We start from the raw sequence: 16,528 nt of genomic DNA, 5'->3' as shown, positions 1-16,528 counted from the left end.
GAAATCAGTGTCCTCGGCAAACACGACTTGTCGGTTGTGGCCCCGCTGCACAATGTGATGCGGTAGTTTGCCAACAGGACCCGCCCCACCCTGGGCATGGTTTCTCCCTCCATGAAGACTTAAAAGAACGTGTTCTCTATTCAAAGGATTAGAGTAGGAAAAATAAATCTGTTCCCTTTTTCGGTCCTTTAATCATTCATTCCTAAGCAATTCAATGCCTGTCGCTCCTGCCAGCATTCTAATTACCTCTGCCGCGCGTTCGGTGCAGTTTATATAAAGCAGCACCTTGTGATTAGGAAATTCGTCCTCTGGAGACTCATCATCATACGGATCAACATTCTCCTTTAAAACAAAATTCTCAGAACTCCTTTCTCCATACACATAATACACTCCCCCTTGATACAGGCTCTCCCGCTCTTCAAAAACGAATCCAAAAACCCCTTCAACAACCCCTCTTACCTGACAAATAGAACCATCACGAGCGCCAAACAAAATATAACTGGACATAGCATATATCACTTAGATAGAGAAATACCTGCACCACGACTCTTGGCGGTTTCCGCAGATCCATAGATCATAAAATTCACATCACGACCGGCCTGTGCCTTAAGCTGATTAGCCAATTCAGAGAGCCCCAATTCTTGCAAATCCTTTTGAGTAAGTGGCCGTGTCCGCGTACCACTTCCCCTCAACCCAATTGACTTCCCACTCCCCCCCATCAGCCGATATTTCAACCACTAGATCCTTATCCCCAAAAGTTTCCAACTCAAAAATCAACTGCCTGATTGTTTTCCCGACCACTTTCCACCCCTCATCTTTCAAGACTTCATCCATGAATCTAGTCACCTATACGATTAAGATTCTTATCATATGCACCCCTTTTCTTCCCTGGGGAAATAAATCTACCCCCTTTTCTCACAAGCCCTAGAATACATAGCAGTCCTTTATATCTTTGACCTCATACCGCCAAGACCTCACCACACCACCAGACGAAACAAGGATTGAATATTGGCAACTTCTAATCCAAGTAATGAAATACCGTCTCCCCCCTCCTTCTTCAGTCACCTTATCAAACCCCCTATTCTTATTTACCGGTGACCAAAGGCTCCCATAGTACCCATGAGGGTCTAAATACAAGCCAAATTCCCTACCAATAGCACCATCCATCCCGGCCCTCCAAGCAGAGTTAGATGGTGCGCAAGCACCTACTAAAAAAAACGCCAAACACAAACTACTTACCCTCATTTTTCCTCACTGAATCGTTCAAAAGACGATACTTCTCATAGAGCGCGCCATAGTTAATAAACAATGCAGGAGGCATACTCCCCAAATTTTCCAAAACCGACATATCTCCCCCCTTATAAATTTCCAACTGATTCATCCAAGTATCATGCAATGTGGCAAAAGAATTAAACCCCGGGATCTTGTTCAAAGCATCACTAACATACGTACCGTGACAAACTGAATAAACAGCCTGACAAGCCTCAAGAGAAGGCCAATTCAGCCCGATATTCTTTCCTTCTAGTACGACTTCACCCATCAGAACATTAGGAACCGTACCATCCTCCAGTGGAATTGCTCTCGGACCATCCGGCCTGTCGATACCCGGCCTAATTTCTGGATCTCGCCCTACCGAGTACTGGTACAACTCCATTAACGCCCCAGTCGACGCTATGCTCAACCAAGCCTCTTCGTTCTCACCGTTTAACAATCCTTTCAATGCCGTATTTGCCATATAGGCTTTGAGTCGATCGCCGTAATCGATCAACTTATAATTACCCTCTGCCGTCAACTCGCGCCCCCAACCGTCCGTTACACCGGTACTAAACCCTGCGATTAGAGCAGTAGTGGCGTATGCCTTCAGGCTGTCCTTGCTTGTCACATCTTTCAGTGTCTCTCCCAAGTCCCCGCGATTGCTGACCAAGCTAGCCGCCCCCGTTCCTGCAGCGGAAGAAAGCGTTGTTGCGGCCATCGCGTTGCCCCAACCAGCAGCTACGGTCGAAGTAGTGGCGACACCTGCAACAGTTGTCGTGGTTGCGGTACCCGCTGCCATCGCCGTACCTGATCCAGCAGTGGCACTTACGGCACCTCCCACCATCCCACTCGCAGCCCCATAGGTTGCAGCTGCAACGAGAATTGCGACGGCAATTGCAGCTCCGGCTCCGATTCCCGAATGGCTGTACTTGAAGCTGTCGTGGACTTCCTTCACCCGCTGCCAGTCCACATCCCCGCGCTGTTCCAGTTGCTTGATCCAAGCCAGATTCGGATCAGCCAGAACCATGGCATCGATGGTCTGACTAACGGTCTTCTGGTCGATGTGCTTGAGATCGACCTTCAGGCCGTCCACCGCCTTGATAGCGATTTCGCCCTGCGCGACGAGTTCGCTCTGACGCAGGGTTTCATCGGTGGTGCCCTTGCCCTTGGTGCTGACCCAGGCGAGGTCGCCCTTGCTCTTCTCGTGGCTTTCCTGGTGCAGGTCTTTCACTGCCTCGAAGGCGATTTCGCCGCCGCTGTCCAAGGTCAGGTCGGCGCCGGATTCCAGCTTGGCTTTCTGATAGCGCTGGTCGCCTTCGCTGACCAGGGTGAGGTCGCCACCGGTGGTGATGCTGCTGCCGATGTTGCGCACATCGGTGACTTCATCGCGCTGGGTCTTCTTACTGCCGAAGCTGCCCTTTTTCTTCTTGTCGTAGAGGCTGTAGTCGCTGTCTTCGGCGGCCAGTAGGCTCAGGTCGTTGCCCGCATAGAGATAAGCTTCATCGCTTGCCTCGAGGCGGCTGGCGGTGATGCTCAGGTCGTTGCCGCTGATGACGCTCAGGTCGCCACCGGCGGTGATTTCGCTGCCCAGCTGGCGGACCTGGTCCTTCTGGATATCGAGCTTCTTGCCACCGCCCTTGTAGTGGTATTCGTAGTGGCTCTCGTTGGCTGCCGAACCGATATCTAGATCACGCCCGGCTGCCAGATCGATATCTCCCCCCGCGCCGAGACGACTGGCAATGACTGCGAGATCGCGCCCGGCCTCGATTTCGAGATCGCCATCTACCTGCAACTCGCTGGCATGCTGAGTGATGTCGATTTCAGTCCAGCGCGATTTCTTGGCGCGACCTTCGGCGGAGTCCACTTCGGTGGCGGAGGCGATGAGAAGATCTCGCCCCGCACTCAGGCTGGCATTACCACCAGCACTCAGCACACTGCCGATGTTGACGAGATCGCGACCCGCCGAGAGGCTGAGATTGTTGCCAGCTTCGATTCGGGCAGCGTTATCCATGACGCTGTCCTGGCGTGTGGTGGGGCCGACATTGCGCAACGAGCCCTGGCTACGTTCGTTGATGATGTCGCCAGTGAGGGCGATGGCACTGACATCGCGCCCAGCGATGATGCCGCCCTGGGCGTTACGGATACTGTCGGTGGCCAGCAGGTCAAGGCGGTTACCTGCTTCTATCAGACCGCTGTTGGCGATATTGCCGGCGGTGGCGCTGAGGTTGTTGCTGGCCCGCAGGGTGCCCTGGTTGCTCAGCTCACCACCGGAGATCAGCGCCACGTCCTTGCCCTGGATGAGCGCGCCGTTGGGGGCGAGGCGGTTGTTGGCCTGGGCCAGGTAAAGCACAGGGACCAGCACCTTCTCGCCATTCACCTCGTGCTCTTCGAGCCAGACGATGTCGTGGGTCAGGGCCGCCACCTGGGCGGCAGAGAGGCTCACGCCGACGCTGAGGCCAAGCTGCTGCTTGCTGGCAACGGCGTTGTCCATCAGGTAGCGGAACATTGCTTCGTCAGAGGTGAGGCCATCGAGGAAGCGCTGGCCGGTGCGGGCGGCGATGGCCTCGCGCACCAGGCGCTGTTCGTAGAGGCCATCGCCCAGGCGTTTCTGTGCCAGGTCCGGGTCGTAGCCGAGATTGCCGAGCAGGTAGTCGGAGCTGAGGAATTGCTTGAGGTTGGTGAGTTCCGGGTTGGTTTCGACCAGGTATTTATGCGGCTTGGATTGGTCACTGGAAGCCGGTAATCCCTCGACGCGATCGACCGTCTGAGCGGGTGGATTGATGATGCCGCCCGGCACGCCCGCGATGGCATCGCCCTGGGAAGGATTGCCGGTCACGCCGGTCCGCTCGGGAGCTGCAGCGCCAGCGGACGCACCATCTGTCTCTATGCGAATGGACCCAATGCTGGCGCTGTCGATGAGCTGACGATCGCCCAGCCCCAACTGGCCAATAGCAATGCTTGCCGGCCCTCGCTCATCGATTTGGGCCTGGCGCGCGTGGGTATCAGTCAGGTCACGCTCACGCTCGGCGAGATCGATGCTGCCACCGGTCATATCCCAGCTCTGCGGGCCGTGTTCGGCCTGCATCGCATCGACATCACTGGCGGAGATGCCGCTCAGGCGGAATAGGCCATTTGGCTCACTGGGTATGCGGAAACCAGGGAGGGTCAGGGGGTTGACCTGCTGCTGGGCCAGATCCGGTGGCAACTGGGCATTGATACGAATCGCTGTGCCGCTCGTGCCGGAAGCCACTGAGGTGTCGGTGGCTCTGTTGCTGCCGCCCGCATGAGCGACATTGCTGCGACTGACGCCATTCCCCAGGCTGCTGGACGCATTGATGTACACGTTGCCGCCAGCCTGGACGATGGCGTTCGCCGCGACACCACTATTGATAGTGGTCTCGGAAGAACTGGCCAGGATGTAGCTATAGAAGCGGTCCGGTATTCCGTGCTCAAAACTGGGATTGAAGTATGGATTGGGTGTACTGGTTACCTGATCCCCGGTACCCAAGATGATCTCGACTGGCTCCCGGCCTCCCTTCTTCTTCGTGTACTGATGGACGAATCTCGAGTTGTACTTGTTGTATTCCGCCAACTGACCATTGATGAATCCGTAGAACACGGAAGAAGGCTCGGTATCGTCGGTTTTGCGGAATGTGCGGGAGCGGATGATGCTCTCCGTTGCAGCGCCTTCGTTTTTGAAGACCCCAGTGTTGATCGTGAGGTTGCCCGCAGCCGATACCAGGCTGTGTTGGTTGTTGAAGGTGCTGGAAGAAACGTTGAGGTTGTTGCCTGCCGCGATAGTCGAAGCAGCCGAGTCCGCCGTTACCGTGCGCTCGATTTCTTCGTTGACGAAGTAATCGAAGTCGTAGTGCCTCCCCTTGCAGTCGTAGCAGTGGAAGGTAATGGAGCCGGCAACCAGTCGCTCGGATACGGAGAAAAAGTCCTTACGGTTGATGATGCTAGCCGCCGCCAGACTCATATCACCGACGCTTTCCAGGGTTGCGGAGATGTTCTCCAACAACGAGCTGAGCGCGCCTTCGTCGTTCGCGGCGATATCCAGCGCGCCGAGGCTGTACACATCCGCATAGCGGTTGGTGAAGCTGCCCACCCGCAGCGCCATGTCGCCACCGCTGAAGATCAGGCCGTTCTCGTTGAGCAGGGTCGGCGTCGTCAGGCGCAGCTGATCTGCGCTGCCCAGGGTGCCGTAGTTGTTCAGCTGTCCTGCACTGACCATCAGGCCACTAGCCGAGGTCATCACGCCGCGGTTGCTGAACAGGCCGCCCACGCAAACGTTGGTGCTGCCACCCCCGGTGATGCGTCCGGCGGTGGGCAGGATCAACTGGGTGGCACTCATGCTCAGGTCGCCTAGGCTGGTGACCCGTCCGTAGCCGCTATAACTGCCGCCGAGGACGAGGCTGAGCACGCCGTCACTGGCGATCAGGCCATCGTTGCTCCAGTTTCCGCCGCTGCCGACGAAGGTGTTGCTGGCCAGCAATTGGCCGCTGGCGGTTTGATGGAACTGGCCGACGTTCACCGTCAGGCGGCCGGCCTGGATGATGGAGCTGTTGGTCCAACTGTCGGCGGCGAGGGTGAGGCCGCCGTTGGTGACAATGCTGCCGCCGGCATTGGCGACGTGGGGCAAGGCGATGTCGAAGGCGCCACTGCCGACGTGCAGCAGGGTACCGCCGACGTTCTGCAGACTGCCCGCCGCCAGGCCGAACTCGAGGTTGGCGGTTTCCAGGGTGCCGTTGCGGTTGTCCAGCAGGCCTTGCACGGTCAGTTGGGTGCGGCCATCTGTGCCTAAGGCGCGCAGCTGACCACTGCGGTTATCCAGGGAGGCAGCGGCCAAGGTCAGAATGCTGTCGCTTTCGATGATGCCGGCCTGGTTGTTCAACGCCCCGGCCAGGCTGAAGTCCACCGTGCCGGCGGCGATCTGCCCGGCGTTGGTCAGGTTGTTGCCGTCGACCTTGAGCAGCTGCTTGGCAAACAGCGCACCCTGGCTGTTGTCCAGGCTGGCGACGCTCAGCAGGGCGTTGCCGGAGCGGGCCGAGAGGTGCCCGCCCTGATTGGCCACCGAGGCGGCTGCAAGCTCCAGGGATTGCCCCTGGAGTACACCGCCCTTGTCAGCGTGAAGACTGTTGTTGAGCCAGCCACTCAGGCGGGCCTTTACCCAGCCCTGCAAGCTAGCGAGGGTGCCGCCGCGGTTGTCCAAGGTGTCGGCGTTGATATCCAGGTTGCCGACCTGGCTGATGGCCCGTCCGCCGAGGTTGGAGAAGGCGCCGCTGATAATCTCCAGATCGCCATTGGCCTGCACGGTGCCCAGGCCGTTGTCGATGCTGGCGGACTGGATGCGCACACCAGCATCACGGCTATAGATGAGGCCGTCGTTGTCGTTCTGCACTGCGCCAGTCACTGTCAGCAGCAGCGCGTCATTGGCCGCGACGGTGCCGCGATTGCTGTTGTCCAGACCACCGGTGAGCAGAGTCAGCAGGCCCTGGCTGACGATCTGGCCGTTCTGGTTGTCGACCTGGGTGGCGCCCTGCAGCAACAGAGGACCCACGCTGGCCAGCTTGCCGTTAGCGTTGGCGAAGACGCCGAGGAGGTTGAGGGTGAGCGCGGCGTTGCCGGCGATATTGCCGGCACTATTGTTCAGAGTGGCGGCGTTCAGGGTGAGCGCCTGTTGCGCCTGCAGAGTACCGGCGGCGTTGTTCAGGTTGGCGGCCTTCAGGGTCAATTTCGCGCCGCTATCGATCTGCCCGCCCGCGCTGTTGTCCAGCAATGTGGCGACATCGAGCTGTTGGTCGCCACCGCTGGAGAGAATGCCCTTGTTGCTGTTGTCCAGGCTGGCGGCCTTGAGGGCCAGACTGCCCTGGCTGACTAATGCACCTTCGCCCGTGTTCTGCAGGTCACCGCTCAGGGTAACGGACAGATTACCGTCGCGGCTGGAGAGAGTGCCGACGTTGCGGTTGTCGAGGTTCTGGCCGCTGACGCTGAGGCCCTGCCAACCGGAGATCAGGCCGCCCTGATTGCGCAGCTGCGAGCCGCTAAGGCCAAGCTGACCGCTGCTGATGAGCTTGCCACCACTGTTGTCGAGGTCGCGCAGGGCAAGGACGAAACTCTCGCTGCTGCTGATTTCGCCGCCCTGGTTGGCCAGATCGCGCAGGCGCTGGAGGTTGAGCGGGCCCTGGGCGAGGATCAGACCGCCCTGGTTGTCCAGGTCACCGCCGTTGAGGTCGAGCGTCAGGCCGGAGGCGCCGATAAGGCGGCCCTGGCGTTGGGTCAGCCGGTCGACTAAGAGGCTCAGGGCGCCCTTGGCGGAGACCTCGCCACCCTGGCTGGAATCCAGTGTCCCGCTCTGAAGGCCGAGATCGCCTTGGCTGTTGATCAGGCCGTTGTCGCGGTTGTCGATGGATTGGGCACGTAGGTCGAGGGCGCTGCCGGCCAACAGGCTGCCGCCACGGTTGTTGAGGTTGTCGGCCTTCAGGGTGAGCTGCTGGGCGGCGTTGATCAGTCCCTGCTGGTCGTTGGCCAGGACGCCGCTGATAGTTACCCGGGTATCGCTGCGGCTGGTCAGGGTGCCATCGGCGTTGGCCAGGCTGGCGGCCGCGACATCGAGACGGGCGGCGGCAATCAGGCCCTTGAGGTTGGCCAGTGCCTGGTCAACGCGCAGGGTCAGCGCCCGAGCGCCGAGCAGCTTGCCGCTGGTGTTGTCGAGGCTGCGCGCGGCCAGCATGAAGCTCTGCTGACTGGAAATTTCGCCGCCCTGATTGTCCACCTTGCGGAGGTTCTCTAGCCGCAACTGGCCGGGGGCGTTGATCAGGCCCTGGCGGTTGTCCAGGTCACCGCCCTGGAGGTCGAGACTGAGGCCGGCATTACTGAACAGCTGGCCGCCCTGTTGCGCCAGGCCGCTGGCGCTAACGGCGAGGGCCTGCTGGCTGCCGATGCGGCCGCCGTGGTTGATGAGTTCACCCGTGGCCAGGTCCAGTGCATCGGCGCTGGTCAGTTGCCCCTGGCTGTTGTCGAGACGGCCGGTGGTGAGCTGGGTCTTGCCCTTGGTGGACAACACGCCCTGACGGTTGCTCAGGCTGGCGCTGGACAACATCAAGGTGCTGTCCGTCAGCAGTTGGCCGCCGTCGTTACTCAGCGCACCACTACTGAGGATGTTCATGGCGCCCGCGCTAGATATACGGCCGTCGCTGTTGTCGAGTTTGCCGGCGGATAGGTCGAGACGACCTTCGCTGTTGATCAGGCCCTGCTGGTTGGTCAGCGCTTCGCCGAGGGCGATGGCCACGGCCTGCTGGCTGAGCAGGCGGCCGCCGCTGTTGTCCAGACTGCGGCCTGCCAGGTTCACTCCAGCCCTGCCGGATATCAGGCCTTTGGTGCGGTTGATCACGTGCTCGACGGCAATACCCAGGCGGGTCCTAGCCAGCAGCCGGCCTTCATCGCTGTTATCGAGCTGCTCACCGACGATCTGGACAGCCTCCTGGCTGGAGATCTCGCCACCGCGGTTGTCGATTTCATCAATGGTGAGGGACAGGCCCTGAGTCGCGCCGACCAGGCCGTTTCCGCTGTTGTCGAGGCGCTGCCCCTTCAGGGACAAAGCACCCTGAGCGATCAGCAACCCGCCGCGCTGGTCGAGGGTCGCGATGCTCGCCTGAACATCCGCCTTGCCGGCGATTTCGCCAACACGGTTGTCCAGTGTGCTGGCAGTCAGGTCGAGCTGGCCGCTGGCTGACACGGCTCCATGCTGGTTGTCGAAGTGGCCGGTCACCACGAGCGTGGACAGGTCACGGCTGCTGAGCAGCCCTCCGCGGTTGTCCAGGCTACCGGCGCGCAGGTCCAACCCCTTGGCAGAAACCGTTCCTTTGACGTTATCCAGAGCCTGGGCGATGCGCAGCACCAGCGCCTGGTTGCTGAGCAGCTTGCCGCCGGCGTTATCCAATTGGCCTGCAGCCAGGGTGAAGCCCTGCTGGCTGGAGATTTCACCGCCTTGGTTGATGACCTGCCCCAGGTTCTGCAGCAGGAGCCGGCCGGGGCTGTTGATCAGGCCGCCGCCGCTGTTGTTCAACAGCCCCTGTTGCAGGTCGAGACTGAGGTTGGCCTTGCTGAACAGCTCGCCGCCGTCATGCTGGTCCAGACCGGTGACCTTGGCGGTCAGGCTCTGGCCACCAGCAATGCGGCCATTGGCGCTGTTGTCAACCTGGCCGGCGTCCAACTCCAGCGCGCCGGCGGTGGTGAGCTTGCCGCCCTGGCGGTTGTTCAGCGCCCCGGTATCTATATGTGCGTTGCCCTTGGCGCTGAGGACTCCCGCCTCGCTGTTGTCGAGGCTGGCGCTGGCCACAGCGAGGTTGCCGTCGCTGACGATGGAACCGCGTTTGTTGTCCAGTTGGCCAGCGCTGACCAGCCCGAGGTCAGCTGCGCTTGAGAGGGCGCCTCCCTGGTTGTCGATCCGGCTGGCCTGGAGCGCCAGCGTACCCTCGCTGCTGATCAGGCCCTGGCGATTGACCAGTTCGCCTTCCAGCCCGTCGACCTTGGGCGTCAGGGCAATGAGCAGCGACGTGGCGCTGACCAAGGTGCCGCCGCTGTTGTCCAGGCTGTGGGCGTCGACGGTGGTGGCGTGACGGCCAAAGATCAGACCCTTGGCCTGATTGAGCAATCGATCCACGGCGAGGACCAGTTGGTTGCCGGCCAACAACTTGCCGCCGCGGTTGTCGAGACGCTGACCGACAAGGCTGACGCCTACCTGGCTGGACAGCTCGCCGCCACGGTTGTCGATATCGCCAATCTCGAGTTTCAGCGCCTTTGTGCTGCCCACCAGGCCGCCCTGCCGGTTGTCCAGGCTACGGGCGCGAAGTTGGAGTGATCCTTTGGCGACCAGTTCACCGGCCTGCTGCTCCAAGCTCCCGAGCGTCGCGCTCAGGTCGCCCTGGCTGGCGATACGGCCCTGGGCGTTCTGTACCTCCTCAACCTCAATAGACAGAGGGCCGGCGGCAGTGATGCGGCCACTCTGATTGTCCAGGCGTTGGCCCTGATAGGTCAGGTCGGCCTTGCTGCTGATCGTTCCTTGCTGGCGGTTGTCCAGCTGGTTCGCCCGGAGTACCAGCGAACCATTGGCCGCGAGCCTGCCACTAACATTGTCCAGTTGGTTCGCATCAATCGCGACCGGGCCCTGGCCACTGACCTGACCAGCTCGGTTATCCAGACGATCGGCCTGGATCGCCAAGGGGCCCTTGGCGAGCAGATTGCCTTGCGCCTGGTTGTCGAGCTGGCCACTGACACGAGCGTTCAGTGCTCCATCCGCCACGAGGGTGCCCCGGCGGTTGTCGACGCTGGCAGCCTGTAATTTGAGGTCACCTCCGGTGCCGAGGGTACCTCCCCGGTTATCCAGCGCACCGCTCAAGGACACTGCCAGGTCGTTGTCGCCCAATAGGTCGCCGCCCTGATTATCCAGGCTGGCGGCTTCCAGCCGGGTTGTACCACCGCTGGAGATCTCACCGCTGCGGTTGCCGACTTGGCTGCCGACCCTCACCAGCAGGTCTCCGGTGCCGGTCAGCAGACCACCGCCGTTGTCCAGGGAGGCGCTTCGAACATCGAGCGCAGCGGCGGAAATCAGACCACTGAGATTCTTGAGTGCCTGGTCGATGCGCAAAGTCAGGGACTGGGCGCTGAGCAGCTTGCCGCTGCTGTTGTCGAGGCTGCGCGCAGCCAGCGTGAAGGCCTGCTGGCTGGAGATTTCGCCGCCCTGGTTGCTGACATCACCCAGGTTCTTCAGCAGCAACTGGCCCGGCGCATTGAGCAGGCCGCCGCTGTTATTCAAGGTGCCGCCATGGAGGTCCAAGTCGAGTTCGGAGTTGCTGTACAGCTTTCCGCCACCCTGCTGGTCCAGCCCGGCGATGCTGGCCGTAAGCTTGCCGTTGCTGGCAATCCGGCCTGAATTGCGGTTATCCACAAGACCGGTTTGCAAATCCAGGGTCGAACCACTGATGAGTTGACCGGCGCGGTTATCCAGGGAGCCCGCCTGAACCCTGGCCGCGCCATTGGCGCCAATCCGGCCCTGGCCATGGTTGTCGAGTTTGCCCGCCACCTGCACATCGAGGCCGCCCTGGCTGCTGACATCGCCTTGCTGGCTGTTATCGAGGCTGGTGGCCTTGACCTGCAATTGCTGGTTGGCGCCAAGGCTGCCGCCCTGGTTGTTCACCGCTCCACTGACTTCCAATTGCAGCGTCTGTTCGCCGATGACTTTGCCGCTGCGGTTGTCGATGCTGCCGGCCTGCAGCTTGACGCTGGTTTGGCTGGACAGCTCACCACCCCGGTTGTCCAGGTGGCCCACCTGAACCTGTACCTGGCCGGCGCCATTCACCAGCCCGGCCTGGTTGTCCAGTTCGACGGCGCTAAGCGCCAGGTCGCCTTTGGTCAGCACCCTGCCCTGGCGGTTGTCCAGTTTGCCGGCGGAGACGCGGGCGTTGCCCTGGGCGCTGAGGGTGCCACCTTGGTTGCTTAGCGTCTGGCTGGCATTGGCTTCGAGGTTGCGACTGGCCACCAGGCTGCCGCTGTTGCGCAAGTCATTTGCCGAGGCATACAGGTCGCCGGTGGCATTACGACTGTTGTCCGGATTGACGCCAGCTTCGACGATGCCGCTGTTGTGCAGTTGACCACCACTGGAAAGGTGCACCGCATCACGAGCAGCCAGGCTCTGGCGATTGTCCAGATCTGCGCGAGTGATGACTTTGGCGCTGCCGCCGGCGTAGGTCTTGCCGGCCAGTTCGGCGCTCTGTGCGGTGACCTCCAGGTTGCCGGCGGCCGCCGTCTGCGCGAGGGTCAGCCTGCCGTTGGCATCGATCTGGATATCTCCGCCACTGGCGGCCATGTCGCCCGCCAGCCTTACGCCAACGCCCGCCTCGGTACCCACCAGACGAATAGCGCCGGCGTACATCCCGCCCAGGGCGGAGCTGTCGATGGCCAGTTCCGGCTTGGCGCTGCCGTCGTCGGCACGCGCGGTGGCGGCCAGACTGTCGGCCTGCACGTCGTTACGGCCGGCCACGATGCTCAGTTTTTGCGCGTGGAGTTCGGCGTTGAGTTTGGCGCTGCGGGTGATGAGTTCGAACTCGCCGATATTGCTGGCGTTGAGGCCAGCGCCTTCGATGGCAATGTCACCACCGTCCACCTCGAAGCGATCGAGCCGTCCTGATTCGATCACGGGATTACCGGTGCTCAGAGTGGCGCGCGGGGTGTTAATGAAACCGCAGCCGTTACAGGTGATGCCGTGGGGGTTAGCGACTATGACCCGTGCCGACTGGCCAGCGATTTCGGTATAGCCGGCTAGGCGGCTCCGGTTGCCACCGGTGACTTCGTTGAGGATGGTGCTGGCGGCGCGGCCTTGGAGATTGGGGTTGCCGATGATCAGGCCGCCCAGTTGGGTCGCCTGGGTCTTGTTGGTGGCATTGTTGAGAATCAGACCCTGCTGGCCGACGTTGTACTCGCGGAATTTGTTGTGGGACAGCCCGCTGCCGTTGGGGGTAGCAATGTTGATCACCGGCACGCCATTGCCGGCCTGGCCCAGTTGCGTGTTGCCCCCGGCGGAGGCGTCCACCGCCAGTTCGGCAGCGGCGACGACGATCGGGTTGAGAAAGAGGATGCCGGCCAGGGCCAGGGCGATGCATTGGTTGAGGGGGCTGCGAACGTCCATGTGTTTCCTCTCCAGCGGCCTGTAGGTGACCGCGAAACGCTAAATTCGTCCGCTCGGAAAGCTCCGGAACGGGCGCGAAGTGCTGGTAAGCCGACCTGCTAAAAGAAGGCGTCGACGCGGAAGTAGATCGGGCTCTCGCGGTGTTCGATCAGGTCGGGGCGCTCCAACGAACGGGCGAACGTCACCGAAGCGGCGAGGTACTGCCCACGCAAGTTCAGCTCGATGGCGTCGCCACTCATGCGCCCATGCGCCTGCGGGTTGTGCCGGTTGCCATGGATCACGCCCAGGTCATAAGCCAGTGCCGCGCCGTACTCCTGAAACCACGGCTGCAGCGGCTCCCAGGTGATCGCTCGACGCCAGCGCAACTGATTACGCCAATAGCCGCCGCTGTCCCCGGACAGGGACTGGTCCTTGAACCCGCGTATCGAGCTGAGGCCGCCGAGGCTGATGCGCTGGGGGCCGAACAACACGTCTTCGCTGCGCTGCCCGTAAGCGAGGCTGTCGAAGCTGAAGTTCTCGCCCCAGAGCTGAAAGGGCTGCAAGTAGCTGAGGGTGAGGCTGTACTTGGTGTAGCGAGCCACCGGTTCGCTGCCATGGGGATCGCCCGATCCCTGAGCGTCCAGCGCGCCGTTGCCGCGCTGCAGGCCGGCATCCAGGTTGACGAAGGCGGTACCTACGCGGCGGCCATGGTTGAAGCCCAGCTGACCTTCGGTGAGGCGAGTGCTGGAAACGTCCACCAGGGCGTTGTCGATGTAGTTGCGGGTGCGCAGATGGCTGAGGCCAAAGTTGAAGGCCGTCTTGCTCACGTTGTCGCGGTGCAGGACGCGCTCGGCGCGCAACTGATGGGTCTTGCTGTCGCCATCCAGGGCAAAGGCGAATCCGGAGCTGTCGTTGCGGGTGCGGTAGTAGCTCTGGCTGTAGTTGTAGCTGAAGGTCCACCAGCCCCAGGGCAGGCTGTAGTAGAGGCTCTGGTTGTCGGAGTGCCGCCACTGGTCGCTGACCGCATCGCTGTTGGCACGCAGGCTGAGCTGGTCGGCCAGGCCCAGCGGGCTATCCCAGTCCAGCCCGAGCCCCATCTGCTGCTCGCCAGTGCTGATGTCGCCATCATTGTTGCGCGCGGCCGAGGCTCGCCAGGCCTTGCTGCGAGTGCCCTTGAGGTGCACACGGCTGCCACCGACCTGTTCGCCGGGTACCAGTTCCAGCTGCGCCTGACGGGATGGCAGGCGGTTCAGATGGTCGACCAGTTGCTCCAGTTCACGAAGATTGAGCACCTCACTGGTGCGGCCGGGGAAAGCCATGGCCAGCTCGCGGTCGCTGGCGAGTTCGGAGCTGTCGAGGCCTTCCAGCTTGCCCTCGATGACGATGATCGTGAGCCTGCCAGTGGAGAGGTCCTGCTGCGGCAGATAGGCGCGGGTGGTGACGTAGCCCCGATCCAGGTAGTGGCCGGTGATGAGCTTGAGCAGTTCGTTGAGCTGGGGGACACCGAGGCAGTGGCCGATGAAGGGGGCCAGCAGTTCATCTCGCTTGTCTTGCGCCAGGAGCGTTGCGCCCTGGATATCGATCTGGCGGATCTCGAAGCAGTGCCCCTTCTCCACTACCTGCTCCGGAGCGCTTTCGAAGGGCCTACCGGGTAGTTGCTGGAGTTCTTCCAGGCGCATCTGCTGTTCCTGCAGCAGACGCTCCTGTCGCTCGCGAATCAGGTCGCGGTCACCGGGCGAGACTTCCGCCAGTACAGCTAACGGCGTGCAAATCACCAGCAGCAAAACGGGGGCGATGAATCGAGAAAAGAGCAACGGGCAGTCCTTCGCAATCGATTGGGTTCAAACCGATGCGAATGGAAACAGTCATCCGTATGAGGGTATGCAGGATGGCAACTTAGCGTGCAGTGGAAATTTCGCTATTGCCTGTGTGAAGGAATATTTGTCCAGGACTGATGTGCCGAATGGTTGCCTGAGTAGCCAAGAAAAAGCCCCCGCCGGATCGCTCCGGCGGGGGCTTTTCATTCACTGATCGGAGATCAGACCTTGGTGCGCTCGTAGTGCTTGCGGTCGTTTCGTTCAGAACTTTCTTGTGCGGCTGGGAAAAGGAGGCACCTACTTAGCTCTAACTGATTGATTAGAAAAACAAAGACTGCTCTTTGCCTACGATGATAGTTGCGGATACACACCGACCAGCACCTGCTCAGGCCCTCCTGCTCACCAAGCCCGACCGCTTGCGCGGCCCCAGCAGTGGCAGCAGCAGCATGGCGGAAAGCAAGGTGGTGACGGACAGCGCCAGGAAGAAGCCGTCCCAGCCCCAGGTATCGGTCACCTTGGCCAGCGGGTAGCCGGACAGCGCTGCGCCCAGATAGCCGAACACGCCGACGAAACCGGTGGCGGCGCCGGCGGATTCCTTGTGCGCAGCTTCCGCCGCCGCCATGCCGATCAGCATCTGCGGCCCGAAGATAAAGAAGCCGAGAAGGAAGAAGCTGCCGGCGATCAGCAGATAGTGATCAATGCGTATCGCCCAGAGCAGCGCCACCGAAAGCAGGATGCCCAGGGTGAAAAGGATGTTCATCGGCACCCGGTCGCCCCTGAAGAAGCGGTCCGAGCCCCAGCCGGCGACGAGGGTGCCGAGGAAGCCGCCCACCTCCAGACAGAAGATCGCAGAGTTCGCGGTGAGCAGGTCGTACCCGTGCTGCTCCTGCAGGTACTTGTTGCCCCAGTCGTTGATGCCGATGCGGACCACATAGACGAACAGGTAGGACGCCGCCAGCAGCCAGATGAAACGGTTGCCAAACACATAGCGCTGCAGGATCGGCCACATCGGAAGCCTGGCGCTGCTCTGTTCCTGCTCCAGTTCCAGTTCATCTCGCCGCCAGGTACCGACCGTCGGCAGCCCCATCGAGGCTGGTCGGTCGCGCAGGCGGCAGCACAGGAAGAGGCCGACGGCGATGCCGATCATGCCCGGCACGATCATCCCGTAGCGCCAACCGACGCTCATCGCCAATGTCGCGGCCAGAAGCGGTATCAGTGCGCCGCCAACGTTGTGCGAGGTGTTGCAGACCGCCCACCAGAAGCCACGCTCGTTGCGTGAATACCAAACGGTCATCAGCTTGGCGCACGGCGGCCAGCCCCAGCCCTGGAAGAAGGCGTTCAGCGTCCACAGCGCGGTGAAGGCCAGCAAGCTGCTGCTGAAGCCGAAGAGGATATTGATGACGCCGGTGATGATCAGGCCCAGGCCCATGAAGTAACGCGGGTTGGCGAGGTCGCTCAGCATCCCGGAGATGAAGCGCGACGCGCCGTAGACGATGTAGAACATCGACAGGATGGCCCCTCCGGCGGCCCGCTCCCAGCCGAGGTCGTCCAGCATCGCGGGCATGATGGAGTTGAAGCTGCGGCGGGTGAAGTAGAACACGGCGTAACCGGCATAAAGGCCCAGCATGATGTGGATACGCCAATGGCGATAGGCGGCGTCGATCTCCTCCCGACTCTTCTCCACCGGGGCTTCCGGCATGGCGCGGAGCCAGCCCAACCATCTGTTCAAGGACATGTGTGCTCTCCCATGTCGGCGCCGTTGCGGCCCTCTTTTTATTGGCAGCGACCAGCT

General features: G+C 61.3%; 5 protein-coding genes and 1 pseudogene. All 6 read right to left on the bottom strand.

The annotated features are described in order from the left end of the window. Positions 1-98 (bottom strand): annotated as a pseudogene (locus E8E91_RS17080) (transposase); the annotation flags it as partial. A 94-nt stretch (positions 99-192) separates the two neighbouring features. Further along, positions 193-507 (bottom strand): hypothetical protein, encoded by a 315-nt coding sequence (locus E8E91_RS17075; protein WP_280377194.1) that lies wholly within the window; start codon positions 505-507, stop codon positions 193-195. A gap of 117 nt (positions 508-624) precedes the next feature. Then, positions 625-834, bottom strand: coding sequence for a hypothetical protein (locus E8E91_RS17070; protein ID WP_280377192.1), 210 nt, complete (start codon positions 832-834; stop codon positions 625-627). Positions 835-1,231: 397 nt separating this feature from the next. Then, positions 1,232-12,940, bottom strand: coding sequence for a filamentous hemagglutinin N-terminal domain-containing protein (locus E8E91_RS17065; protein ID WP_280377190.1), 11,709 nt, complete (start codon positions 12,938-12,940; stop codon positions 1,232-1,234). Between the two features lie 98 nt (positions 12,941-13,038). Further along, on the bottom strand, positions 13,039-14,715 hold the full coding sequence (locus E8E91_RS17060) for a ShlB/FhaC/HecB family hemolysin secretion/activation protein (protein ID WP_280377198.1): 1,677 nt from the start codon (positions 14,713-14,715) through the stop codon (positions 13,039-13,041). A 406-nt stretch (positions 14,716-15,121) separates the two neighbouring features. Further along, entirely contained in the window at positions 15,122-16,471 is a 1,350-nt protein-coding gene (gene uhpC / locus E8E91_RS17055) for an MFS transporter family glucose-6-phosphate receptor UhpC (RefSeq protein ID WP_280377188.1), read from the bottom strand. Positions 16,472-16,528 lie beyond the last annotated feature (57 nt).

It is taken from the genome of Pseudomonas sp. BN515, assembly GCF_029873155.1.
Classification (GTDB): domain Bacteria; phylum Pseudomonadota; class Gammaproteobacteria; order Pseudomonadales; family Pseudomonadaceae; genus Metapseudomonas.
The sequence above is the reverse complement of the archived record's forward strand: the minus strand, read 5'-3'. Positions and strand labels throughout refer to the sequence as shown.